This window comes from Pseudomonas sp. AC169, from assembly GCF_979258515.1.
Genome location: NZ_OZ409866.1, coordinates 2,195,072 through 2,216,710, shown reverse-complemented (window position 1 = coordinate 2,216,710; position 21,639 = coordinate 2,195,072). Strand labels below are relative to the sequence as shown.

Annotated in this window: 19 protein-coding genes; 14 read left to right on the top strand and 5 right to left on the bottom strand. The window is 59.6% G+C overall.

Features of this window, described 5'->3' with window-relative positions; translation table 11 throughout:
• Nucleotides 1–96 precede the first annotated feature (96 nt).
• Nucleotides 97–1,326, bottom strand: a complete 1,230-nt coding sequence (gene serA, locus ACZZ0G_RS10105) for a phosphoglycerate dehydrogenase (RefSeq protein ID WP_008085296.1) — start codon at nt 1,324–1,326, stop codon at nt 97–99.
• A 204-nt stretch (nt 1,327–1,530) separates the two neighbouring features.
• On the opposite strand from serA, the gene ACZZ0G_RS10100 reads away from it, so the two are divergent.
• The 4 genes from ACZZ0G_RS10100 to ACZZ0G_RS10085 all read left to right on the top strand — a co-directional run bounded on the left by ACZZ0G_RS10100 (nt 1,531) and on the right by ACZZ0G_RS10085 (nt 5,859).
• Nucleotides 1,531–2,925 (top strand): FAD-binding oxidoreductase, encoded by a 1,395-nt coding sequence (locus tag ACZZ0G_RS10100; protein WP_463556056.1) that lies wholly within the window; start codon nt 1,531–1,533, stop codon nt 2,923–2,925.
• Between the two features lie 41 nt (nt 2,926–2,966).
• Nucleotides 2,967–3,632 carry a fumarylacetoacetate hydrolase family protein gene (locus ACZZ0G_RS10095; RefSeq protein WP_008085293.1) on the top strand — a complete coding sequence of 222 codons (666 nt, stop codon included), beginning with the start codon at nt 2,967–2,969 and terminating at the stop codon, nt 3,630–3,632.
• A gap of 268 nt (nt 3,633–3,900) precedes the next feature.
• On the top strand, nt 3,901–4,824 hold the full coding sequence (locus tag ACZZ0G_RS10090) for an SdiA-regulated domain-containing protein (RefSeq protein WP_463556055.1): 924 nt from the start codon (nt 3,901–3,903) through the stop codon (nt 4,822–4,824).
• Between the two features lie 117 nt (nt 4,825–4,941).
• A complete protein-coding gene (locus tag ACZZ0G_RS10085) occupies nt 4,942–5,859 on the top strand; it encodes an SdiA-regulated domain-containing protein (protein ID WP_463556054.1) in 918 nt (305 codons plus the stop codon).
• Nucleotides 5,860–6,004: 145 nt separating this feature from the next.
• On the opposite strand, the gene rpiA is transcribed toward ACZZ0G_RS10085, so the two are convergent.
• Complete coding sequence (gene rpiA, locus ACZZ0G_RS10080) at nt 6,005–6,679, bottom strand: ribose-5-phosphate isomerase RpiA (RefSeq protein ID WP_007913886.1); 675 nt, start codon at nt 6,677–6,679, stop codon at nt 6,005–6,007.
• A 147-nt stretch (nt 6,680–6,826) separates the two neighbouring features.
• On the opposite strand from rpiA, the gene ilvA reads away from it, so the two are divergent.
• Nucleotides 6,827–8,341, top strand: a complete 1,515-nt coding sequence (ilvA, locus tag ACZZ0G_RS10075; RefSeq protein ID WP_038358948.1) for a threonine ammonia-lyase, biosynthetic — start codon at nt 6,827–6,829, stop codon at nt 8,339–8,341.
• Between the two features lie 40 nt (nt 8,342–8,381).
• Nucleotides 8,382–8,795: a DUF2269 family protein gene (locus ACZZ0G_RS10070; protein ID WP_463556053.1), complete on the top strand. Its 414-nt coding sequence runs from the start codon at nt 8,382–8,384 to the stop codon at nt 8,793–8,795.
• A gap of 105 nt (nt 8,796–8,900) precedes the next feature.
• Here the strand turns inward: ACZZ0G_RS10070 and ACZZ0G_RS10065 are convergent, their stop codons facing one another.
• Nucleotides 8,901–9,557: a histidinol-phosphatase gene (locus ACZZ0G_RS10065; protein ID WP_463556052.1), complete on the bottom strand. Its 657-nt coding sequence runs from the start codon at nt 9,555–9,557 to the stop codon at nt 8,901–8,903.
• Nucleotides 9,558–9,700: 143 nt separating this feature from the next.
• Here ACZZ0G_RS10065 and ACZZ0G_RS10060 point away from each other — a divergent pair, with 143 nt between their 5' ends.
• Nucleotides 9,701–10,180, top strand: a complete 480-nt coding sequence (locus tag ACZZ0G_RS10060; RefSeq protein WP_003229203.1) for an RNA pyrophosphohydrolase — start codon at nt 9,701–9,703, stop codon at nt 10,178–10,180.
• Between the two features lie 22 nt (nt 10,181–10,202).
• Entirely contained in the window at nt 10,203–12,482 is a 2,280-nt protein-coding gene (ptsP, locus tag ACZZ0G_RS10055) for a phosphoenolpyruvate--protein phosphotransferase (protein WP_463556051.1), read from the top strand.
• 674 nt (nt 12,483–13,156) lie between these two features.
• Here ptsP and ACZZ0G_RS10050 read toward each other — a convergent pair.
• A complete protein-coding gene (locus tag ACZZ0G_RS10050; protein ID WP_463556050.1) occupies nt 13,157–13,903 on the bottom strand; it encodes an NRDE family protein in 747 nt (248 codons plus the stop codon).
• A 132-nt stretch (nt 13,904–14,035) separates the two neighbouring features.
• On the opposite strand from ACZZ0G_RS10050, the gene ACZZ0G_RS10045 reads away from it, so the two are divergent.
• The 4 genes from ACZZ0G_RS10045 to ACZZ0G_RS10030 all read left to right on the top strand — a co-directional run bounded on the left by ACZZ0G_RS10045 (nt 14,036) and on the right by ACZZ0G_RS10030 (nt 17,720).
• Nucleotides 14,036–14,818 (top strand): sulfite exporter TauE/SafE family protein, encoded by a 783-nt coding sequence (locus ACZZ0G_RS10045; protein ID WP_463556049.1) that lies wholly within the window; start codon nt 14,036–14,038, stop codon nt 14,816–14,818.
• Between the two features lie 77 nt (nt 14,819–14,895).
• The gene (gene lgt / locus ACZZ0G_RS10040) at nt 14,896–15,711 is read left to right on the top strand and encodes a prolipoprotein diacylglyceryl transferase (protein ID WP_463556048.1); all 816 of its coding nucleotides are present in this window, start codon (nt 14,896–14,898) and stop codon (nt 15,709–15,711) included.
• A gap of 50 nt (nt 15,712–15,761) precedes the next feature.
• Entirely contained in the window at nt 15,762–16,733 is a 972-nt protein-coding gene (locus ACZZ0G_RS10035; RefSeq protein WP_034153704.1) for a thymidylate synthase, read from the top strand.
• 153 nt (nt 16,734–16,886) lie between these two features.
• A complete protein-coding gene (locus ACZZ0G_RS10030; protein ID WP_463556047.1) occupies nt 16,887–17,720 on the top strand; it encodes a hypothetical protein in 834 nt (277 codons plus the stop codon).
• Between the two features lie 20 nt (nt 17,721–17,740).
• On the opposite strand, the gene cadR is transcribed toward ACZZ0G_RS10030, so the two are convergent.
• Nucleotides 17,741–18,190: a Cd(II)/Pb(II)-responsive transcriptional regulator gene (cadR, locus tag ACZZ0G_RS10025; protein ID WP_034153703.1), complete on the bottom strand. Its 450-nt coding sequence runs from the start codon at nt 18,188–18,190 to the stop codon at nt 17,741–17,743.
• 84 nt (nt 18,191–18,274) lie between these two features.
• Between cadR and ACZZ0G_RS10020 the strand changes: the two genes are divergently transcribed.
• A complete protein-coding gene (locus ACZZ0G_RS10020; RefSeq protein ID WP_463556046.1) occupies nt 18,275–20,584 on the top strand; it encodes a heavy metal translocating P-type ATPase in 2,310 nt (769 codons plus the stop codon).
• 13 nt (nt 20,585–20,597) lie between these two features.
• Nucleotides 20,598–21,461, top strand: a complete 864-nt coding sequence (locus tag ACZZ0G_RS10015) for a LysR family transcriptional regulator (RefSeq protein WP_463556045.1) — start codon at nt 20,598–20,600, stop codon at nt 21,459–21,461.
• Nucleotides 21,462–21,639: the final 178 nt, after the last annotated feature.

Below are 21,639 nucleotides of genomic sequence, written 5' to 3'. Positions count from 1 at the left end.
CTTTTTTTATCAGCGGCGAGTTGCGAGCTTCGAGCTTCAAGCAAAAGCACAAGCGAACATCACTTGTCGCTTGTCGCTCGCGGCTTGTAGCTGTTCTTAGAAAAGAACCCGGCTACGGATAGTGCCGTTGATGTGCTGCAGCTTCTCTTGCGCCAGATCCGAGTACTCGGCGTCGACGTCGATCACCACGTAGCCAACCTTCTCGTTGGTCTGCAGGAACTGGCCGGAGATGTTGATGCCGTTTTCGGCGAAGACCTTGTTGATCTCGCTCATCACACCCGGGATGTTCTCGTGGATGTGCAGCAGGCGGTGTTTGCCAGGGTGAGCCGGCAGGGCCACTTCCGGGAAGTTCACCGACGAAACGGAGGTACCGTTGTCGCTGTACTTGACCAGTTTTTCTGCCACTTCCAGACCAATGTTGGCTTGCGCTTCGGCGGTCGAGCCACCGATGTGCGGGGTCAGGATCACGTTGTCGAGGCCACGCAGCGGGCTTTCGAACTCTTCGTCGTTGGAGCGTGGCTCCACCGGGAATACGTCGATGGCCGCGCCGATCAGGTGCTTGTCCTTGATCGCGTCCGCCAGGGCGTCCAGCTCGACCACGGTGCCGCGCGCCGCGTTGATCAGGATGCCGCCCTTCTTGATGGCGCGGATTTCCTTCTCGCCGATCATCCACTGGGTCGCAGCGGTTTCCGGAACGTGCAGGGTGACGATGTCGGACATGCCCAGCAGTTCGGTCAGGCTACCGATCTGAGTCGCGTTGCCCAGCGGCAGCTTGGTCACGGTGTCGTAGAAATACACCTGCATGCCCAGGCCTTCAGCCAGAACCGACAACTGAGTACCGATCGAGCCGTAGCCGACGATGCCGAGTTTCTTACCGCGGATCTCGAAGGAGTTGGCTGCGGACTTGATCCAGCCGCCACGGTGGCAGGAAGCGTTTTTCTCCGGGATGCCGCGCAGCAGCAGGATCGCTTCGGCCAGCACCAGCTCGGCAACGGAGCGGGTGTTGGAGTACGGCGCGTTGAACACGGCAATACCGCGCTCGCGGGCAGCACTCAGGTCAACCTGGTTGGTGCCGATGCAGAAACAGCCGACCGCTACCAGCTTCTTCGCGTGATCGAAGATCTCTTCGGTCAGTTGGGTGCGCGAACGAATGCCGATGAAGTGAGCGTCAGCGATCTTTTCCTTGAGCTGGGCTTCCGGCAAGGAACCTGTCAGGTATTCGATGCTGGTGTAGCCCGCCGCCTTGAGGACGTCGACAGCCGATTGGTGGACGCCTTCGAGAAGAAGGAACTTGATCTTGCTCTTATCGAGAGAAGTCTTGCTCATCTGCGTAAACCTGTATCCCGGAGAAAAATGGCAGGAAATGGTCAACAGACGCTGACCCGGACGACAAGAAAGTCGTCTCCGCGGATCTGGCCTGGGGCACTGTCCTGCGGGGTCGATATGCTAGCATAGCCTCCCCGCTAAACACTCATTCCTGCGACGTGAAGCGTTCTCAGGATGACCATGAATTGTTCGAGAGTTCTGTCGATGACCAATCCTGCCCTGATTGATGAACTGAAGACCCTGGTCGAGCCTGGCAAGGTCCTGACCGACGCCGACTCCCTGAATGCGTACGGCAAGGATTGGACCAAGCACTTCGCCCCGGCGCCCAGCGCCATCGTGTTTCCCAAGACTATTGAGCAGGTGCAGGCGGTGGTCCGTTGGGCCAATCAACACAAAGTCGCGCTGGTGCCATCGGGCGGGCGCACCGGGCTTTCCGCCGCTGCCGTGGCGGCGAATGGCGAAGTGGTCGTCTCGTTCGATTACATGAATCAGATTCTCGACGTGAACCTCACCGACCGCACCGCCGTTTGTCAGCCGGGCGTGGTCACTGAGCATTTGCAGAACGTTGCCGAAGAAAAAGGCCTGTACTACCCGGTCGACTTCGCGTCTGCAGGTTCCAGCCAGATTGGCGGCAATATCGGCACCAATGCCGGCGGAATCAAGGTGATTCGCTACGGCATGACCCGCAACTGGGTCGCCGGCATGAAAGTCGTCACCGGCAAAGGTGATGTGCTGGAACTGAACAAAGACCTGATCAAGAACGCCACCGGTTACGACCTGCGTCAGCTGTTCATTGGCGCTGAAGGCACCCTCGGCTTCGTCGTCGAAGCGACCATGCGTCTTGATCGTGCGCCGAAAAACCTCACCGCCATGGTCCTTGGTACCGCCGATTTCGACTCGATCATGCCGGTGCTGCACGCTTTCCAGGGCAAGCTCGACCTGACCGCGTTCGAATTCTTCTCCGACAAGGCCCTGGCCAAAGTCATGGGCCGTGGCGACGTGCCGGCGCCGTTCGAGACCGATTGCCCGTTCTATGCGTTGCTGGAATTCGAAGCGACCACCGAAGAAGTGGCCAACAGCGCCCTGGAAACCTTCGAGCATTGCGTCGAGCAGGGCTGGGTGCTGGACGGTGTGATGAGCCAGAGCGAAACCCAGTTGCAGAACCTGTGGAAGCTGCGCGAGTACATCTCCGAGACCATTTCGCACTGGACGCCGTACAAGAACGACATCTCGGTCACCGTGTCGAAAGTGCCGGCATTTCTGAAGGAAATCGACGCGATCGTCGGCGAATACTACCCGGACTTCGAAATCGTCTGGTTCGGCCACATCGGTGACGGCAACCTGCACCTGAACATTCTCAAGCCGGATAACCTGAGCAAAGACGAGTTCTTCGCCAAGTGCGCGACCGTCAACAAGTGGGTGTTCGAAACCGTCGAGAAGTACAACGGTTCGATTTCCGCCGAACACGGCGTGGGCATGACCAAGCGTGACTACTTGACCTACAGCCGCTCGCCGGTTGAGATCGAGTACATGAAAGCGGTAAAAGCGGTGTTCGACCCGAACGGCATCATGAACCCGGGCAAGATCTTCGCGGTTTGATCTGTAATCTTTGATGAATCAATGAAGGCAGGAGTCGGTAAATGAGCTATCAGCACCAATACGTCGACGGCACGCGCATCCACTTCCCGATCGGGAAAGTCGTGTGCATTGGCCGTAATTACGCCGAACACGCCAAGGAACTGGACAACCCGGTGCCTACCGAGCCGTTGCTGTTCATCAAGCCGGGCAGTTGCGTGGTTGAGCTGGAAGGCGGTTTCGCCATTCCGACCGAGCGCGGTTCGGTGCACTACGAAGCGGAAATCGCCGTGTTGATCGGCAAGCCGTTGTCGACCAAACCGAGCCGTGAAGAAGTGCTCGACGCGATCTCCGGTTTCGCCCCGGCGCTGGACCTGACCCTGCGCGACAAGCAGGCCGAGCTGAAAGCCAAGGGCCTGCCGTGGGAAATCGCCAAGTCGTTCGACGGCGCAGCGGTGATCGCTCCGTTCGTGGTTGGCAGCACCTTTGCTGACCTGACGGACATTGGCATTCGCCTGACCATCAACGGCGAAGTCCGTCAGGACGGTAATAGCAGCGCGATGCTCAACCCGATCGTGCCGATGATCCAGCACATGGCCGGCTGCTTCTCGCTGCAGGCTGGTGACGTGATCCTGACCGGCACGCCGGTGGGTGTGGGCCCGCTGAACGTGGGCGATGACATTGTCCTCGAACTGGTCGGCGCGAGCAGCTTCACCAGCAGCGTGCGCTAACCGCAACACTGCAAATCCCCTGTGGGAGCGAGCTTGCTCGCGAAAGCATTTTTTCAGTCAACGAAAATGTCGACTGACACTCCGCCTTCGCGAGCAAGCTCGCTCCCACTTTGTTTTGTAGTGCCCTGAAGATCGCTGACAACACACGACAATCCCGCCATTTGCCGTTTTTTTCACATCCTGTACGGATAATTCCTCTCATTCTGGCGTCTGAGCCGGCCTCTTTGTGCTATTACCCTTAGCCTGATTTTTCGGAACGCGTCCCTCGATGTCATCTCAAACTCAGCTCAAACCCACTCGTCGTTCACGTTTCGCCCTGCGTTGGTATGTCTGGCTCTTGCTGGTGGTTGCCGCCGCTTATGCCTTGGCTTTTGCCATGCATTGGGATGATCGCGGTGTGCTGTGGGTGCAGGAGCGCTTTGAGAGCCAGGCTGAGCAGAAAGAAAGCGTCTGGCTGCCGGATTATCGAGTGGTGATAGATGCCAAGCCGCTCAAGGGGATGGAGAAGGACGAAGCTTCGGATCTGGCGTACAACCCGCAGACCAAAACGCTATTCTCGGTGATGGGCAAAAACCCGTTTCTCGCTGAACTGACTTTACAAGGTGATGTACTGCGCAAGATGCCGCTGGTGGGCTGGAGCAATCCGGAAGGCCTGACGATGATGGAAAACGGCCTGATGGCCATCGTCGATGAGCGCCAGCACATGCTGTCGATCGTCAAGGTCGACGCCGGGACCCGCGAATTGAACATCGCCGACTTCCCGAAATACGACCTCGGCCCGTCGAAAGACCAGAACAAAGCCTTCGAAGCCATTACCTGGGATGCGCACAACCAGCAATTGCTGCTGGGCGAGGAGCGGCCACCGGCGCTGTTTACCTGGAAAAGTGATGGCAGCCAGACCCTCAAGGGCGACAAGCAGAAACTTGCCAGTGATGAACTGGATATTCGCAACCTCTCAGCCTTGGCGATTGACCCGCGCACCCAGCACACACTGGTGCTGTCCGCCGATTCACACCTGCTGCTGGAGCTGGACGAGAAGGGCGAACAGGTCAGCTTCATGACCCTGCTCGGCGGTTTCAATGGCCTGAAAAACACCATCCCCCGCGCCGAAGGCGTGACCATGGACGAGGCAGGCACGCTGTATATGGTCAGCGAGCCGAACCTGTTTTATCGCTTCGAAAAACAGCAATAACTGTCCTCGCGGCAATTTCAGACAAGTCTGATTGTCCTGACAGGCAAGTGGCCATTAAGCTTCAGTTCAGACGGGCGTGATATTTCATCCGCCTGTCTTGATCCCGAGCCTACCCGAATGCGTCGACTTGCCCGTCCAAAGCCTCTGATTATCATCCTGGCGGTAATTGCCCTGATCGCGTTGATCGCGATCGGCCAATACATGCGTCTGTTCGAGCGCGCCTGGTTCAACCTGCATACCCTGTGGCAACCGCAGAGTAGCGAGTCGATTGGCCTGGACCAGTATCGCGTGGAGATTGAGGCGCGAGTGATTGACGGGCTGGAAGACGATGTCTCGGCGCTGACCTTCGATCCGGTGCGCAAAAGCCTGTTTACCGTGACCAACAAGAATTCCGAACTGGTCGAGCTGTCGCTGGAAGGCAAGATCCTGCGGCGCATTGCCCTGATTGGTTTTGGCGATCCGGAAGCGGTCGAGTACATCAGCGCCGACACCTACGTGATCACTGACGAGCGTCAGCAGCGGCTGATCAAGATACACCTGGAAGCAGACACTACATTCCTCGACGCGGCGGACGCCGAGCAGATGACCCTCGGTGTGCATATGGCCGGCAACAAGGGTTTCGAAGGGCTGGCTTACGACTCGGTGGGCAAGCGTCTGTTTGTCGCGAAAGAGCGTAATCCGATGCTGATCTACGAAGTACACGGTTTCCCGCACTTCAACCCGGAAAAGTCCTACGCGGTACACGTGATCAACGACCCCAAGCGCGATGCCGGGATGTTTGTGCGCGATCTGTCGAGTTTGCAATACGACGAGCGCAGCGGCCATTTATTGGCGCTGTCGGATGAGTCACGGCTGATTCTTGAACTCGATGTCGGCGGGCGGCCGCTGAGCACGATGTCGATCAGTGGCGGGCGGCAGGGTCTGAAGAAAACCGTGCCGCAGGCGGAAGGCATTGCCATGGATGATGACGGGACGTTGTATCTGGTGAGCGAGCCGAATCTGTTTTATGTCTTCAAAAAGCCAACACCGAACTAACCAACGCCACAAAACACTGTGGGAGCGAGCCTGCTCGCGAAGGCGTCGGGTCAGCCAATGAAGATGTTGGCTGATCCACCGCATTCGCGAGCAAGCTCGCTCCCACAGGTTTATTTGTCTGCCCATAAATTTCGGGCAGTCTGGCTTACTCAGCCTTGAGGGTTTTCACGCCTTCGCTAGTACCCAGCAACAGCAAGTCCGCCGGACGCGCCGCGAACAAGCCATTGGTGACCACGCCGACAATCGCATTGATCTGCGCTTCCAGCTCCACCGGGTTGGTGATCTGCAGGTTGAACACGTCCAGAATGATGTTGCCGTTATCGGTCAACACGCCTTCGCGATAAACCGGGTCGCCGCCCAGTTTCACCAGTTGGCGGGCGACATGGCTGCGGGCCATCGGGATCACTTCGACCGGCAGCGGGAACTCACCCAGCACCGGTACCAGTTTGCTGGCGTCGGCGATGCAGATGAAGGTCTTGGCCACGGCGGCGACGATCTTCTCGCGGGTCAGGGCTGCGCCGCCGCCCTTGATCAGGTTCAGGTGCGCGTCGCTTTCGTCGGCGCCGTCGACGTAAAACTCCAGGTCGCTGACGGTATTCAGCTCATACACCGGAATTCCGTGGCCCTTGAGGCGCGCGGCGGTGGCTTCGGAACTGGCGACCGCGCCATCGAACGCGCCCTTGTGCTGGGCCAGAGCGTCGATGAAGCAATTGGCGGTGGAGCCGGTGCCGACCCCGACGATGCTTTTGTCGTCGAGTTTCGGAAGGATGAAGTCGACGGCGGCCTGAGCCACTGCCTGTTTGAGTTGATCCTGGGTCATGCGGGCTCCGGAAGCGGGCAAGGTGAGTACGGAAAGGCCGGCATTATAGCCGCAAGCGTGGCTAAAACCTCTGGATTCGTGTGGTCGTGCGGGCAAAAGCCGGGTTAGACTCCCCGGTCCCGCTCAACCGCTCAGTGATGCTTTCCGATGCTCGAACAGTACGTCAAAAAGATCCTCACCTCGCGCGTTTATGACGTTGCCGTAGAAACCCCGCTGCAGAACGCTCGCCAGCTCTCCGAGCGGCTGGGCAACGACATTTGGCTCAAGCGCGAAGACTTGCAGCCAGTGTTCTCGTTCAAGATTCGCGGCGCCTACAACAAGCTGACGCAACTGAGCGATGAAGAGCGCGCCCGTGGCGTAGTCACCGCATCGGCGGGCAACCATGCGCAGGGCTTGGCCCTGGCGGCGAAAGTGCTGGGCGTAAAAGCCACCATCGTCATGCCCAAGACCACCCCCGAAATCAAAGTCGAGGGCGTGCGTTCGCGCGGCGGCAAAGTGGTGCTGCACGGTGATTCTTTTCCCGAAGCGCTGGCCTACTCGCTGAAACTGGTCGACGAAAAAGGCTACGTCTACATCCACCCGTACGACGATCCGCACACCATCGCCGGGCAGGGCACTGTGGCGATGGAAATTCTGCGCCAGCACCCGCAGCCGCTGGACGCGATTTTCGTACCGGTCGGTGGCGGTGGTCTGATCGCCGGTATCGCTGCCTATGTGAAGTATCTGCGTCCGGACATCAAAGTCATCGGCGTCGAGCCGGACGACTCCAATTGCCTGCAAGCCGCGATGGCTGCCGGTGAGCGCGTGGTGCTGCCGACCGTGGGCATCTTTGCCGACGGCGTAGCGGTGGCGCAGATCGGCCAGCACACCTTCGACATCTGCAAAGACTATGTTGATGAAGTGATCACTGTCAGCACTGACGAGATCTGTGCAGCAATTAAAGATATCTACGACGATACCCGCTCGATCACCGAGCCTGCCGGCGCGTTGGGCGTGGCCGGGATCAAGAAGTACGTCGAGCAACGCGGCGTCAGCGGCCAGACTTTCGTCGCCATCGACTCCGGTGCCAACGTCAACTTCGATCGCCTGCGCCACGTCGCCGAGCGTGCCGAGTTGGGCGAAGGTCGCGAAGCGATCATCGCCGTGACCATCCCCGAGAAGGCTGGCAGCTTCAAGGCGTTCTGCGAGGCTGTCGGTAAACGCCAGATCACCGAATTCAACTACCGCTACAACACCGGCAGCGAAGCGCACATCTTCGTCGGCGTGCAGACCCACCCGGACAACGACCCGCGCAGCGCACTGCTGGCGAGCCTGACCGAGCAGGGTTTCCCGGTGATCGACCTGACCGACAACGAACTGGCCAAGCTGCACATTCGCCACATGGTCGGTGGCCACGCGGCCCACGTGATTGATGAGGTGGTGTTCCGCTTCGAGTTCCCGGAGCGTCCGGGCGCGCTGTTCAACTTCCTTAATAAGCTGGGCGGGCGCTGGAATATATCGATGTTCCACTACCGCAACCACGGTGCAGCCGATGGCCGCGTGGTCGCGGGCCTGCAGGTGCCGCACGATGAGCGTCATCTGGTGCCGGCAGCGCTTGAGGAAATCGGTTATCCGTACTGGGACGAAAGCGAGAACCCGGCCTATCAGCTGTTTCTTGGCTGAGCGGCTACGCTGATGGGCATGGCCCAAGGAAGAGAAATACATGGAAACCCTGACCACCCTGAAAGTCCTTCACGTCGCGGCGACCGTGGTGATCCTCGTCAGCGGGTTGGGGCTTGCCGCTCTGACCTGGCGTAATCGCAGCGAAGGGCCGGCCAGCACGATGCAACGTCCCTGGCTGTTTATCTGGTGTCTGATGCTGATCGGTATGCTCAGCATGCCTTTCACCGGCTGGTGGTTGGTACACCTGATCGGCTGGCCATTGGGGCAGTTCTGGATTCTGGGTTCCAGCGTGATCTATGCCGTGGCCACGTTGAGTGCAGTGTGGTTGTTGGTGCGGCTTAATCGGCTGTGGACTAGCGGGGTTGGCAACTGGAAATTCACCTTGGCGCTGGCGATTGTCAGCGGCGTTGGGTTTCTCGCCATTGCCGGGTTGATGGGGGCCAAGCCTGTTTAAGGCTTGAGACCGAGTCGACACCATTCGCGAGCAGGCTCGCTCCCACAGGGGATTTGTGAACGACACAGATCCAATGTGGGAGCGAGCTTACTCGCGAAGGCGTAATCAGCCGCGCAACGAAATCACCGGCCAGCCACGCTTCTCGGCTTCAGCGCGTAGATTCGGATCCGGATCGACCGCCACCGGATTCGCCACCTGCTCCAGCAACGGCAAATCATTCATCGAATCGCTATAGAAATAACTGTCGTCCAGCGAATACCCGGTCTCCTCCAGCCAGCGGTTCAGGCGCGTCACCTTGCCCTCACGGAAGCACGGAATATCCGTGCTGCGCCCGCTGTAACGGCCGTCAACCATTTCGCACTCGGTGGCGATCAGTGTTTCAACACCCAGACGCACAGCAATCGGCGCGGTGACGAAGCGGTTGGTCGCGGTGATGATCACCAGTTTGTCGCCGGCGTCGCGGTGCTTTTTCAGCAGCTCCAGCGCCTTGGGCAGCACAATCGGTTCGATACAGTCGCGCATGTAATCGTAGTGCCATTGATCGAGCACGGCCATGTCGGTGCGGCCGAGGATTTCCAGGCAGAAGTTCAGGTACGCGGCGTTATCCAGTTTGCCGGCCAGGTAATCCTGGTAGAACTCGTCGTTGCGTGCTTTGTACGCAATCGGATCGAGGAAGCCGCGTTCACACAGATAGTCGCCCCAGGCGTGATCGCTGTCGCCGCCCAGAAGGGTGTTGTCCAAATCGAAGAGTGCCAGGCGCATTGCAGTTACCCGCTGATAAGTCTGTAAAAAGGCGACAAGAATACGGTCTTTTCACAAGAGTGCACATAAGGTAGGAAGCTTCGTTGCCGCCTTATCAACCTTTGTGGAACAATGCGGCGACATGCGTTTGCGAGGTTGTTGCCGTGATCGACCCCGATGGTTTCCGCCCCAATGTCGGGATCATTCTGACGAATGACGCCGGCCAGGTGCTATGGGCTCGCCGTATCAATCAAGATGCCTGGCAGTTTCCGCAAGGGGGAATCAACCCTGAAGAGACGCCGGAAGACGCCTTGTACCGCGAGCTGAACGAAGAAGTTGGCCTGGAACGTGAAGATGTTGAAATACTGGCCTGTACTCGGGGCTGGTTGCGCTATCGTTTGCCGCAACGTCTGGTGCGTACCCACAGCCAACCGCTGTGCATCGGCCAGAAACAGAAATGGTTTCTCCTGCGCCTGATCTCCAACGAGCAGCGGGTGCGGATGGATTTGACCGGTAAACCGGAGTTCGATGGCTGGCGCTGGGTCAGCTATTGGTATCCGTTGGGCCAGGTGGTGACATTCAAGCGCGAGGTGTATCGCCGCGCCCTCAAAGAGCTTGCCCCGCGCCTTTTAGCGCGCGACTGACGACGGAGTTCGACCCCGAGCCATGCTCAATACGCTGCGCAAGATCGTCCAGGAAGTTAACTCCGCCAAGGATCTCAAGGCGGCGTTGGGGATTATTGTGTTGCGCGTCAAAGAGGCCATGGGCAGCCAGGTCTGCTCGGTCTACCTGCTTGATCCCGAGACCAACCGCTTCGTCCTGATGGCCACCGAGGGCTTGAACAAGCGCTCGATCGGCAAGGTCAGCATGGCACCCAACGAAGGTCTGGTCGGTCTGGTCGGCACGCGTGAAGAACCCCTGAACCTCGAAAACGCTGCGGATCACCCGCGCTACCGTTACTTCGCCGAAACCGGTGAAGAGCGCTACGCCTCGTTCCTCGGCGCACCGATCATTCACCATCGCCGCGTCGTCGGCGTGTTGGTCATCCAGCAAAAAGAGCGCCGCCAGTTTGATGAAGGTGAAGAAGCCTTCCTCGTGACCATGAGCGCGCAGCTTGCCGGCGTTATCGCCCACGCCGAGGCCACCGGTTCGATCCGGGGTCTGGGTCGTCAGGGTAAAGGTATTCAGGAAGCCAAGTTCGTCGGCGTACCGGGTTCGCCGGGTGCCGCCGTCGGTACTGCAGTGGTCATGCTGCCGCCGGCCGATCTCGACGTGGTGCCGGACAAGACCATCACCGATATCAACGCTGAGCTGGCGCTGTTCAAGACCGCCATCGAAGGCGTGCGCGCCGATATGCGCGCGCTGTCCGCCAAACTCGCGACGCAGTTGCGCCCGGAAGAGCGCGCACTGTTCGACGTCTACCTGATGATGCTCGACGATGCCTCGCTGGGCAGCGAAATCACCACCGTGATCAAGACCGGTCAGTGGGCCCAGGGCGCGTTGCGTCAGGTGGTCACTGAGCACGTCAACCGTTTCGAACTGATGGACGATGCCTACCTGCGCGAGCGTGCCTCGGACGTCAAAGACCTCGGTCGCCGCCTGCTCGCCTATTTGCAGGAAGAGCGCCAGCAGAACCTGGTCTACCCGGAAAAAACCATTCTGGTCAGCGAAGAACTGACGCCGGCCATGCTCGGCGAGGTGCCGGAAGGCACGCTGGTCGGTCTGGTCTCGGTACTCGGTTCGGGTAACTCCCACGTCGCGATCCTTGCCCGAGCGATGGGTATTCCGACGGTGATGGGTCTGGTCGACCTGCCATACGCCAAGGTCGACGGCATCGAAATGATCGTCGACGGCACACGCGGCGAGGTCTACACCAACCCGAGCGAAGTGCTGCGCAAGCAGTTCGCCGAAGTCGTCGAAGAAGAGAAACAACTGGCGCTGGGCCTCGACACCCTGCGCGACCTGCCGTGCGTGACCCTCGATGGCCACCGCATGCCGCTGTGGGTCAACACCGGCCTGCTCGCCGATGTGGCGCGGGCGCAGAAGCGTGGCGCCGAAGGTGTCGGCCTGTACCGCACCGAAGTGCCGTTCATGATCAACCAGCGCTTCCCGAGCGAGAAGGAGCAACTGGCGATCTACCGCGAGCAGCTCGCCGCGTTCCATCCGCAACCGGTGACCATGCGCAGCCTCGACATCGGCGGTGACAAGTCGCTGTCGTACTTCCCGATCAAGGAAGACAACCCGTTCCTCGGCTGGCGCGGCATTCGCGTCACCCTCGACCACCCGGAAATCTTCCTGGTGCAGACCCGCGCGATGCTCAAGGCCAGCGAAGGCTTGAACAACCTGCGGATTCTGCTGCCGATGATCTCCGGCACTCACGAACTCGAAGAAGCCCTGCACCTGATCCACCGGGCCTGGGGCGAAGTGCGCGACGAAGGCACCGACGTGCCGATGCCGCCGATCGGCGTGATGATCGAAATTCCGGCGGCGGTGTACCAGACCAAGGAACTGGCGCGGATGGTCGACTTCCTCTCCGTCGGCTCCAACGACTTGACCCAGTATTTGCTGGCGGTCGACCGTAACAACCCGCGTGTTGCCGATCTTTACGATTATTTGCACCCGGCGGTGCTGCAAGCCCTGCAAACCGTGGTGCGCGATGCCCATGCCGAAGGCAAACCGGTGAGTATCTGCGGCGAGATGGCCGGTGATCCGGCGGCAGCGGTGCTGTTGATGGCGATGGGTTTTGACAGTTTGTCGATGAACGCCACCAACTTGCCGAAGGTGAAGTGGATGTTGCGTCAGGTGAATTTGAGCAAGGCGAAGGATTTGCTGGCGGAGTTGATGACCATTGATAACCCGCAAGTGATCCACAGCTCGCTGCAACTGGCGCTGAAGAATCTTGGTTTGTCGAAGATGCATCCGCCGGCGGTTATCAAGGCCCTGTGAAGATCAAAAGCCCCTCACCCTAACCCTCTCCCAGAGGGAGAGGGGACTGATCCGGGGATGCTGTAAAACTCCGCCGACCTGATAGTGCTGTGCTGAATCCATAATCGAAGCGCACCGACCTGATAGTGCTGTGCCGAATCCATAATCGACCCACACCGATGAGGGTTCTGGGTTGAAGCCGTATTCGAATCACAGCGACTGAAGATGCTGCTGAATCCATAATCGACTCGGTCTTTCAGGTCGATGTATGGCTCAAAACGCCTCGGTCGGCCCCCTCTCCCTCTGGGAGAGGGCTGGGGTGAGGGTCTGCTCTGAAGCTGTTATCCACAGCTCGCTGCAATTGGCGTTGAAGAACTTTGGGTTGTCGAAGATGCATCCGCCGGCGGCTATCAAGGCCCTGTGAAGATCAAAAGCCCCTCACCCTAACCCTCTCCCAGAGGGAGAGGGGACTGATCCGGGGATGCTGTAAAACTCCGCCGACCTGATAGTGCTGTGCCGAATCCATAATCGACCCACACCGATGAGGGTTCTGGGTTGAAGCCGTATTCGAATCACAGCGACTGAAGATGCTGCTGAATCCATAATCAACTCGGTCTTTCAGATCGATGTATGGCTCAAGACACCTCGGTCGGCTCCCTCTCCCTCCGGGAGAGGGCTGGGGTGAGGGTCGGCTTTTACGCTGTTATTTCCACTTCGCCCAAATGCCCGCCATACGGCCCAAAACTCCGCTCGACCATCCGCCGAGTACCGTCCGCCTGCACAATCAACGCCGTACTCGCCCGCGTGCCGTAACTCTGGCTGGCAATAAACACACTCGACAACAGTGATTCCGTCGCCAATCCCACCCCGGTATCCGGCAACTCGGCAGGCGGCGCGGTCTGCGCGTCGCTGAGCAAATCCAGCAACCGCTCAGGTTGCGGATCATCCAGCACCGCACCCAGCGCCGCCTTGGCCTTGAGCAACTTCGGCCACGGCGTATCCAGTCCGGCATTCGACAACCCGTAGACGCCCGATTCCAGCATCACCGGCTCCGACATCCGCGCATTGAAATGCCACAGCTCATGACTATTGCCGAGCAGCAGATTAAACCCGGCATATTCCGCCGAACGCCCGACCACTTCCCTCAAATAATCATCAATCGACGCATCGCCCGTCAGAAACCGCGCCACCAGCTCCCCTCGCGATTTGCGCGCTGGCGGTTGCTGCGGATCGCGAATGTTGGTCAGCGCGGCAAAGCGCCCGCTGGCGCCAATCCCCAGCCAGGTTCCGCCGGCTTCAAGATCACGCCCGGCATGCACATGCGGCGCCTCCGGCCATTGCGCCAGCGGCAGACTGGGCCGGGCGTAGAACTCGTCACGGTTGGCTGCGACGATCAGCGGCTGGGCATGACCCGGGCGCCAAGCGAAAACAATCAGGCACATAAGGTGGTCCTTGTGTGTTTTTTGTTCACTCTACGCATCCCGCGTCCGTGCATCCATCGCAAGTGGAGTAGAAGGGTGTGCATCCGTTACCATGCCGCTCCGGTTTTGCGGATGCGGTCTGGGGAGACGGTCATGGAATTTCTGCTCTATCTGGCGCTGGGCGCCTGTGCGGGCGTGCTGGCCGGGCTGTTTGGCGTCGGCGGCGGGATCATTATTGTCCCGGTGCTGGTGTTCAGTTTCACCTTGCAGGGCTTTGATCAGTCGATCCTTACCCATCTGGCGGTCGGCACGTCGCTGGCGACGATCATCTTCACCTCGGTCAACGCCGTGCGTGAGCATCATCGACGAGGCGCAGTGCGCTGGCCGATCTTCATGTGGATGGCTGTCGGCATTCTGCTGGGCGCCGGTTTCGGCGCACTGACCGCTGAAGCGATCTCCGGCCCGCACCTGCAAAAGATCATCGGCGTGTTCGCGTTGATCATCTCGGTGCAACTGGCGCTGGATATCAAACCCAAGGCCAGCCGAACCGTGCCGGGTAAACTCGGTCTGACCGTGGCCGGCAGTGTGATTGGCTGGGCCTCGGCGATTTTCGGCGTCGGTGGTGGTTCGTTGACCGTGCCGTTCCTGACCTGGCGCAGCGTGCCGATGCAGCAAGCCGTGGCGACCTCGTCGGCCTGCGGTCTGCCAATCGCGCTGGTCAGTGCATTAAGTTTCATGATTCTGGGGTGGCACGATCCGTTGTTGCCACCGCATAGTCTCGGTTTTGTGTATTTGCCGGCGTTGTTGGGCATCGCCCTGACCAGCATGGTTTTCGCCCGCATCGGCGCGCGTTTGGCGCATCGATTGTCGCCGCGCTTGCTGAAACGGCTGTTCGCCGCTTTGCTGTTCAGCGTGGGTGTGAGCTTCCTGATTTAACCGTCGCAATCCTGGCTTAATCCTGAGGTGGCAGCGTCGCCCGGGAATTCTGGTTTCAACTCTAACGAGGAGTCGCAATGCTGCCTTACCCGCAGATCGACCCGGTGGCCCTGGCCATCGGTCCGCTGAAAATCCACTGGTACGGTCTGATGTACCTGATCGGCATCGGCGGTGCGTGGCTGCTGGCGTCGCGCCAGCTCAACCGTTTCGACCCGACTTGGACCAAGGAGAAACTCTCCGACATGGTCTTCTGGATGTCGATGGGCGTGATCGTCGGCGGACGTCTGGGCTATGTGCTGTTCTACGATCTGAGCGCCTATCTGGCTAATCCGACGCTGATTTTCGAAGTGTGGAAGGGCGGCATGTCGTTCCACGGTGGCTTCATTGGTGTGATGCTGGCCGCGTTGTGGTTCGGCAAGCGCAACGGCAAGTCGTTCTTCCAGTTGATGGACTTCGTCGCACCAATGGTGCCGATTGGTCTGGGTGCCGGGCGCATTGGCAACTTCATCAACGCCGAGTTGTGGGGCAAAGCCACCGACGTGCCGTGGGCCATGGTCTTCCCGCCATTCAGCGATCCGGCGCAACTGCCGCGTCACCCGTCGCAGCTGTATCAGTTCGCGCTCGAAGGCGTGGCACTGTTCCTGATCCTGTGGATTTTCTCGCGCAAACCGCGTCCGACCATGGCTGTCTCGGGCATGTTCGCGCTGTTCTACGGCATCTTCCGTTTCATCGTCGAATTCGTTCGCGTGCCGGATGCGCAACTGGGCTACCTGGCCTGGAACTGGCTGACCATGGGCCAAGTGCTCTGCGTACCGATGATCGTCGGCGGGCTGTTCCTGATCTGGCTGGCCTATCGTCGCGCACCGGCAGCACCGCTCGCGCCGACGGCTTAAACTACGAACCCCGACGCGCGACGCCGGGGCTCAAAGGACACAGGTAACTCATGAAGCAATATCTCGAACTGGTCTCGCACGTCATTCAGAACGGCACTAAACAGGCCAACCGCACCGGCATCAACACCATCAGTTTCCCGGGCGCGATGCTGCGTTTCGATCTGCAGGAAGGTTTCCCGGCGATCACCACGCGAAAAATGGCCTTCAAATCGGCCATCGGCGAGATGTGCGGTTTTCTCCGTGGCGTGAACAATGCCGCTGAATTCCGTGCGCTGGGCTGCAAGGTCTGGGACCAGAACGCCAATGAAAACGCGCAGTGGCTGGCCAACCCGTTCCGTCAGGGCGACGACGACCTCGGCGAAATCTACGGCGTGCAATGGCGCAAATGGCCGGCGTACAAGCAGATCCCGCTGAGCAACACCGCCGCCATCGAACAAACCTTGAGCAACGGCTACAAGCAGATCGCTCAAGGCGAAGAAGACGGCCAGGCTTACGTGGTGCTGTACAAAGCCATCGACCAGGTGCGCCAGTGCGTCGACACGATCATCAACGATCCGGGCAGCCGCCGCATTCTGTTCCACGGCTGGAACGTCGCTCAGCTGGATGAAATGGCCTTGCCGCCATGCCATCTGCTGTACCAGTTCCACCCGAATGTCGAGACCAAGGAAATTTCCCTGACCCTCTACATCCGCTCCAACGATCTGGGCCTGGGCACACCGTTCAACCTCACCGAAGGCGCGGCACTGCTGAGCCTGATCGGTCGCCTGACCGGTTACACGCCGCGCTGGTTCACCTATTTCATCGGTGATGCGCACGTCTACGAGAACCACCTGGACATGCTCAACGAACAGCTTAAGCGCGAGCCGTTCGCCATGCCCAAGCTGAAGATCTCCGATCGTGTGCCGGAGTTTGCCAAGACTGGCGTGTACCAGCCGGAATGGCTGGAGCTGGTCGAGCCGAGCGATTTCTCGCTGGAAGGTTACGAGCATCACGCGCCAATGACCGCGCCAATGGCGGTCTGAAACAACGGCGCAGAGGCGTTTATATTCGGTGCAGGTCTAACAGACTGTCATGTCTGACAGTAGGCAAATGAAAAAGAGGGTGTTTGACTGACCACGGGCCTAAAGGACGTGGGTCAGTCCAACACCCTCTTTTTTCATTTCAGGAGCTTCATCATGACAAGTACAGCATCTGGCGTAACGGCTGGGTTCTCGGAGGTCTCTTTCGGTTGTACACCCACCGAATCAAAGCAGTTGAACAGTTGGCCGTTTATCGGCTGTGAAAGCCGTTCGGGACTTTTCCATTCCATTCCGAGTATTGACCCATGGGGGTGTGTGGTGCCCATGGAAATATTCAATGGCGCGCCGATTTTCATCGACTCGCTGCGTGTCGGGGTGCCGGTCACTGAGCGGGATTTCAGGATTGGCGATCAGGTTCGCGTGCAATGGAACGCACTCGGCGGCTCTGCGGGCAGCTATAGGTCGGAACCCCAGACAGTGGTGAGTTACACCCCTTTGCATTTTGCAGTTACTGACGAAATCGCAAGGACGTTCGCAGGCAATCGGGTCGAAGTCTTTTTTGTCATTGAAAGAGAAGCAGGCTCTTTGCCCTCTTCTTCGTTGTACATGACGTTTGCGCCGGAACTGGCACAGACCGGTCCGGTTTTTATTGAGGCCGTCTCGCAAGGCGTGCTTGAAATTGACCGGCATCCCGAGGGGGTTTGCCTGACTATTCCACGGATTGAAAACCTGAGAACCAACAACGCCGTCGAAATGTTCTGGAAAAGCAGTGCCAGCGGCGGGCAGACCGGCGCCTGGCGGGATTACCAACGCAAACTGACGGTCAGCCCCGACTCATCGCTCAGCTTTCGGATTGAGCCGACGGTCTATCAGGCGCATCGGGGTGAGACGGTTCATTTGTTCTGCAGTCTTTTCCTCGGGTCCGGGATGGTCCCCGGTTTGGCCTATGGCATGGGTTCTCGGGGCGTAATGGAGTTCAAACTGGTGTGAGAGCAAGCGGCGACGAAGGACTAATGCCCATGACTTCTTCCGACATGGGAGTGCTCGACCTCCGTCGCCACCACTCCGCCACTCACTTCCAGCCGCTGCAAAATCCCGCATTGATCGGCCATCGGCCCTTCGCCACAGCGTTGGCGCAGGTCGAGCAACTGTGTCTGCAACGCCAACAACCCATCAATCCGCGCCTTCACATGTTGGATATGCTCGTCGATCAACGCATTGACGCTTTCGCACTGATCCTGCGGGCTGTCGCGCAAGGTCAGCAGGCTGCGGATTTCTTCGAGGGTCATGTCGAGGGTGCGGCAGTTGCGGATGAAGGTCAGGCGTTCGGCGTGGGCCTGGGTGTAGACGCGGTAGTTGCCGTCGCTGCGCGCCGGTTCCGGCAGGAGGTTTTCACGCTCGTAGTAGCGGATGGTTTCCACGGCGCAGTCGGTCAACTTGGCCAGTTCTCCGATCTTCATGACGGCAATCTCCAAAAGGGTGCTTGACCCTATAGTGGCTACAGGGTCTTTACTTGGCAACAGGCACCTTCATGGACGCGACCAATGAGCGATTCCCAGCACACCCACAAGCCCGGCGACGGCCACGATCACAGTCATAAATTGCAGCCTGTGCATAAGCATGCCCATGGCGGCGATGCCTGCTGTGGGTCGAAAGTTGCAGCGCCGGCACCGGTTCATGCGCACGAAGATTCTTGCTGCTCGTCGAAAGCTGCCGCGCCTGCGTTGGTGCAACTGAGCGAAAAGACCAGTGCCGATGCGCGGCTGAGCAGTTTCCGCATCGAAGCGATGGACTGCCCGACCGAGCAAACGCTGATCCAGAACAAGCTCGGCAAACTCGCTGGCGTGCAGCAACTGGAATTCAACCTGATCAACCGTGTTCTTGGCGTGACCCACAATCTGCCGGGCACCGAGCCCATCACCGAGGCAATCAAATCCCTCGGCATGCACGCCGAGCCGCTGGAGGCGGGGGTCGATTCGCCAGTCCCGGAGCCAGTGAAAAAACACTGGTGGCCGCTGGCGTTGTCCGGTGTCGGCGCGCTCGCCGCCGAAGTCATCCACTTCACCAACGCCGCGCCCACCTGGGTGGTAGCGATCATTGCGCTGGTTTCGATCCTCAGCGGTGGCCTGAGCACCTATAAAAAGGGCTGGATCGCCCTGAAGAACCGCAACCTCAACATCAACGCGCTGATGAGCATCGCCGTCACCGGTGCAATCCTCATTGGCCAGTGGCCGGAAGCGGCGATGGTGATGTTCCTGTTCACCGTTGCCGAGCTGATCGAAGCACGTTCGCTGGACCGTGCGCGCAACGCAATCAGCGGCCTGATGCAGATGACGCCGGAGCAAGCCACGGTGTTGCAGGCTGACGGCAGCTGGATTGAGCAGGATGTGAAAAGCGTCGAACTCGGCGCCCGCGTGCGAGTGAAACCCGGCGAGCGCATTGCGCTGGACGGCGAAGTGGTCAGCGGCAACTCGACCATTGATCAAGCGCCGATCACCGGGGAAAGCCTGCCGGTAGAAAAAACCGTCGGCGATAAAGTCTTCGCCGGCACCATCAACCAAGCCGGGTCGCTGGAATACGTGGTCAGCGCAGCGGCGAACAACTCGACCCTGGCGCGAATCATCCACGCCGTCGAACAGGCCCAAGGCGCGCGCGCTCCAACCCAGCGTTTCGTCGATCAGTTCTCGAAAATCTACACGCCGGTGGTGTTCGTGTTTGCCTTGGCAGTGGCGATCATTCCGCCGCTGTTCATGGGCGCCGTGTGGTTCGACTGGATCTACCGCGCGCTGGTGTTGCTGGTGGTGGCGTGCCCATGTGCACTGGTGATTTCGACCCCGGTGACCATCGTCAGCGGCCTCGCGGCAGCGGCGCGCAAAGGCATTCTGGTCAAGGGCGGCGTGTACCTGGAGGGCGGTTTCAAACTCGATTATCTGGCGCTGGATAAAACCGGCACTATCACCCACGGCAAACCGGTGCAGACCGATTACCTGTCCCTCGACCCAACCGCCGACGCCACGGCGCCGGCCATCGCTGCTGCACTGGCCGGTCGCTCCGACCACCCGGTGTCGCTGGCCATCGCCAACGCCGCTGTGGATAAAAACTTCGCCGCGCTGATTGTGGATAACTTCGAAGCGCTGGGCGGGCGTGGCGTTAAAGGCGACATTAACGGCCAGACCTACCACTTGGGCAACCATCGTCTCGTTGAGGAACTGGGCCTGTGCTCGCCGGCGCTGGAAGAAAAACTCTTCGCGCTGGAGAAACAGGGAAAATCCGTGGTGCTGCTGCTCGACAGCTCCGGCCCACTGGCGCTGTTCGCCGTGGCCGATACCGTCAAGGAAACCAGCCGCGAAGCGATCCGTCAGTTGCATGAACTCGGGGTGAAAACCCTGATGCTCACTGGCGACAACGTCCACACCGCGCAGGCGATTGCCGCGCAGGTAGGCATCGATGAAGCGCGCGGTGATTTGCTGCCAACCGACAAACTGCAAGCCATTGAAGATCTGTACAAGCAGGGTCATCGTGTGGGCATGGTTGGCGACGGCATCAACGACGCCCCGGCACTGGCCCGCGCCGAGATCGGTTTCGCCATGGCCGCTGCCGGCACCGACACCGCCATCGAAACCGCCGATGTCGCCCTGATGGACGACGATCTGCGCAAGATCCCGGCGTTCATCAGCTTGTCGCGCAACACCGCGAGCATTCTGAAACAGAACATCGCGCTGGCGCTGGTGATCAAAGCTATCTTTCTTGCGGTAACCTTCGCGGGGCTCGCCACCATGTGGATGGCGGTGTTCGCTGACATGGGCGTGAGCCTGTTGGTGGTGTTCAACGGTTTGCGCCTGCTGCGCAAATAGATGAGGAAGGGTTGTGCTGAGTGCCGAGCTGAAAGCGTTTTACATGGTCGCCCGCCTGGGCAGCATCACGCTGGCGGCGAAAAAACTCGGCCTCAGCCAACCGACCGTGACCACGCAGATCCGCAATCTGGAAAGTCAGTATTCGGTGGAGTTGTTCTACCGTGGCGGCCGGCGCCTGAGTGTCAGTGATGAAGGCGCGCGGTTGCTGCCGATGGTCAAGACGCTGTTGCAGCAAGAGGCGGACATCGAGTTTTTCCTGCGCAACAGCGGTCAGGTGCAGGGCACATTGCGCATCGCGGCGACGGCGCCGTATTACATCCTCGATCTGGTGAAGACTTTTCTCGAGCGCTTGCCGCAGGTCGAGGTGTCGGTGGAAATCGGCAACTCGCAGCAGGTGCTCGAAGCACTGGAGGATTACCGGGTGGACATCGCCGCGTCGTCGCAATTGCTCGATGACGCGCGGTTGATTCGTCGGGTGCTCGGGACGGATCCGCTGGTGCTGGCGGTGCATCGCAATCATCCGCTGGCGGCACAGGAGCATGTGGCGTTGAGTGCGCTGGCCGGACATACGTTGTTGATGCGCGAATCCGGTTCAACCACGCGGCGGCTGACGGAAGAGTTGCTCGCGACTGCCGGGGTGAGTTTCGGGCCGTTGCTGGAGATTGGCAGCCGCGAGTCGATTCGTGAGGCGGTGTTGCGCAATATCGGCATCAGCATCATTGCCCGCCAGGAAGTGCCGCATGATCCGCAGTTGCGCGTGCTGACGATCGAGAATGCGCCGCAGATTCCTGAGTATCTGTATTGCCTGAAAGAGCGCAAGGGCGCGCGGTTGCCGGCGGCGTTCCTCGGCTTGGCCCAAGAGATGTCCCCCGCGTAATGATCGTTCCCACGCTCCGCGTGGGAATGCCTCTACGGACGCTCCGCGTTCGGCTTTGGGACGCAGAGCGTCCCGGGCTGCATTCCCACGCGGAGCGTGGGAACGATCTTTGGTGAACCAAAATCCCCGAATACCACTATCACCAGTTTTTGCCTCACTGCCACATGACGGACGCATT

Bases quoted from the DNA above. Each gene is read 5' to 3' on its own strand.
- lgt (WP_463556048.1), top strand. From the start codon at position 14,896: ATGCTGCCTTACCCGCAGATCGACCCGGTGGCCCTGGCCATCGGTCCG.
- ACZZ0G_RS10085 (WP_463556054.1), top strand. From the start codon at position 4,942: ATGCGTCGACTTGCCCGTCCAAAGCCTCTGATTATCATCCTGGCGGTA.
- ACZZ0G_RS10100 (WP_463556056.1), top strand. From the start codon at position 1,531: ATGACCAATCCTGCCCTGATTGATGAACTGAAGACCCTGGTCGAGCCT.
- cadR (WP_034153703.1), bottom strand. From the start codon at position 18,190: ATGAAGATCGGAGAACTGGCCAAGTTGACCGACTGCGCCGTGGAAACC.
- ACZZ0G_RS10020 (WP_463556046.1), top strand. From the start codon at position 18,275: ATGAGCGATTCCCAGCACACCCACAAGCCCGGCGACGGCCACGATCAC.
- ACZZ0G_RS10035 (WP_034153704.1), top strand. From the start codon at position 15,762: ATGAAGCAATATCTCGAACTGGTCTCGCACGTCATTCAGAACGGCACT.
- rpiA (WP_007913886.1), bottom strand. From the start codon at position 6,679: ATGACCCAGGATCAACTCAAACAGGCAGTGGCTCAGGCCGCCGTCGAC.
- ACZZ0G_RS10030 (WP_463556047.1), top strand. From the start codon at position 16,887: ATGACAAGTACAGCATCTGGCGTAACGGCTGGGTTCTCGGAGGTCTCT.
- ACZZ0G_RS10070 (WP_463556053.1), top strand. From the start codon at position 8,382: ATGGAAACCCTGACCACCCTGAAAGTCCTTCACGTCGCGGCGACCGTG.
- ACZZ0G_RS10050 (WP_463556050.1), bottom strand. From the start codon at position 13,903: ATGTGCCTGATTGTTTTCGCTTGGCGCCCGGGTCATGCCCAGCCGCTG.
- serA (WP_008085296.1), bottom strand. From the start codon at position 1,326: ATGAGCAAGACTTCTCTCGATAAGAGCAAGATCAAGTTCCTTCTTCTC.
- ACZZ0G_RS10090 (WP_463556055.1), top strand. From the start codon at position 3,901: ATGTCATCTCAAACTCAGCTCAAACCCACTCGTCGTTCACGTTTCGCC.
- ACZZ0G_RS10065 (WP_463556052.1), bottom strand. From the start codon at position 9,557: ATGCGCCTGGCACTCTTCGATTTGGACAACACCCTTCTGGGCGGCGAC.
- ACZZ0G_RS10045 (WP_463556049.1), top strand. From the start codon at position 14,036: ATGGAATTTCTGCTCTATCTGGCGCTGGGCGCCTGTGCGGGCGTGCTG.
- ilvA (WP_038358948.1), top strand. From the start codon at position 6,827: ATGCTCGAACAGTACGTCAAAAAGATCCTCACCTCGCGCGTTTATGAC.
- ptsP (WP_463556051.1), top strand. From the start codon at position 10,203: ATGCTCAATACGCTGCGCAAGATCGTCCAGGAAGTTAACTCCGCCAAG.
- ACZZ0G_RS10095 (WP_008085293.1), top strand. From the start codon at position 2,967: ATGAGCTATCAGCACCAATACGTCGACGGCACGCGCATCCACTTCCCG.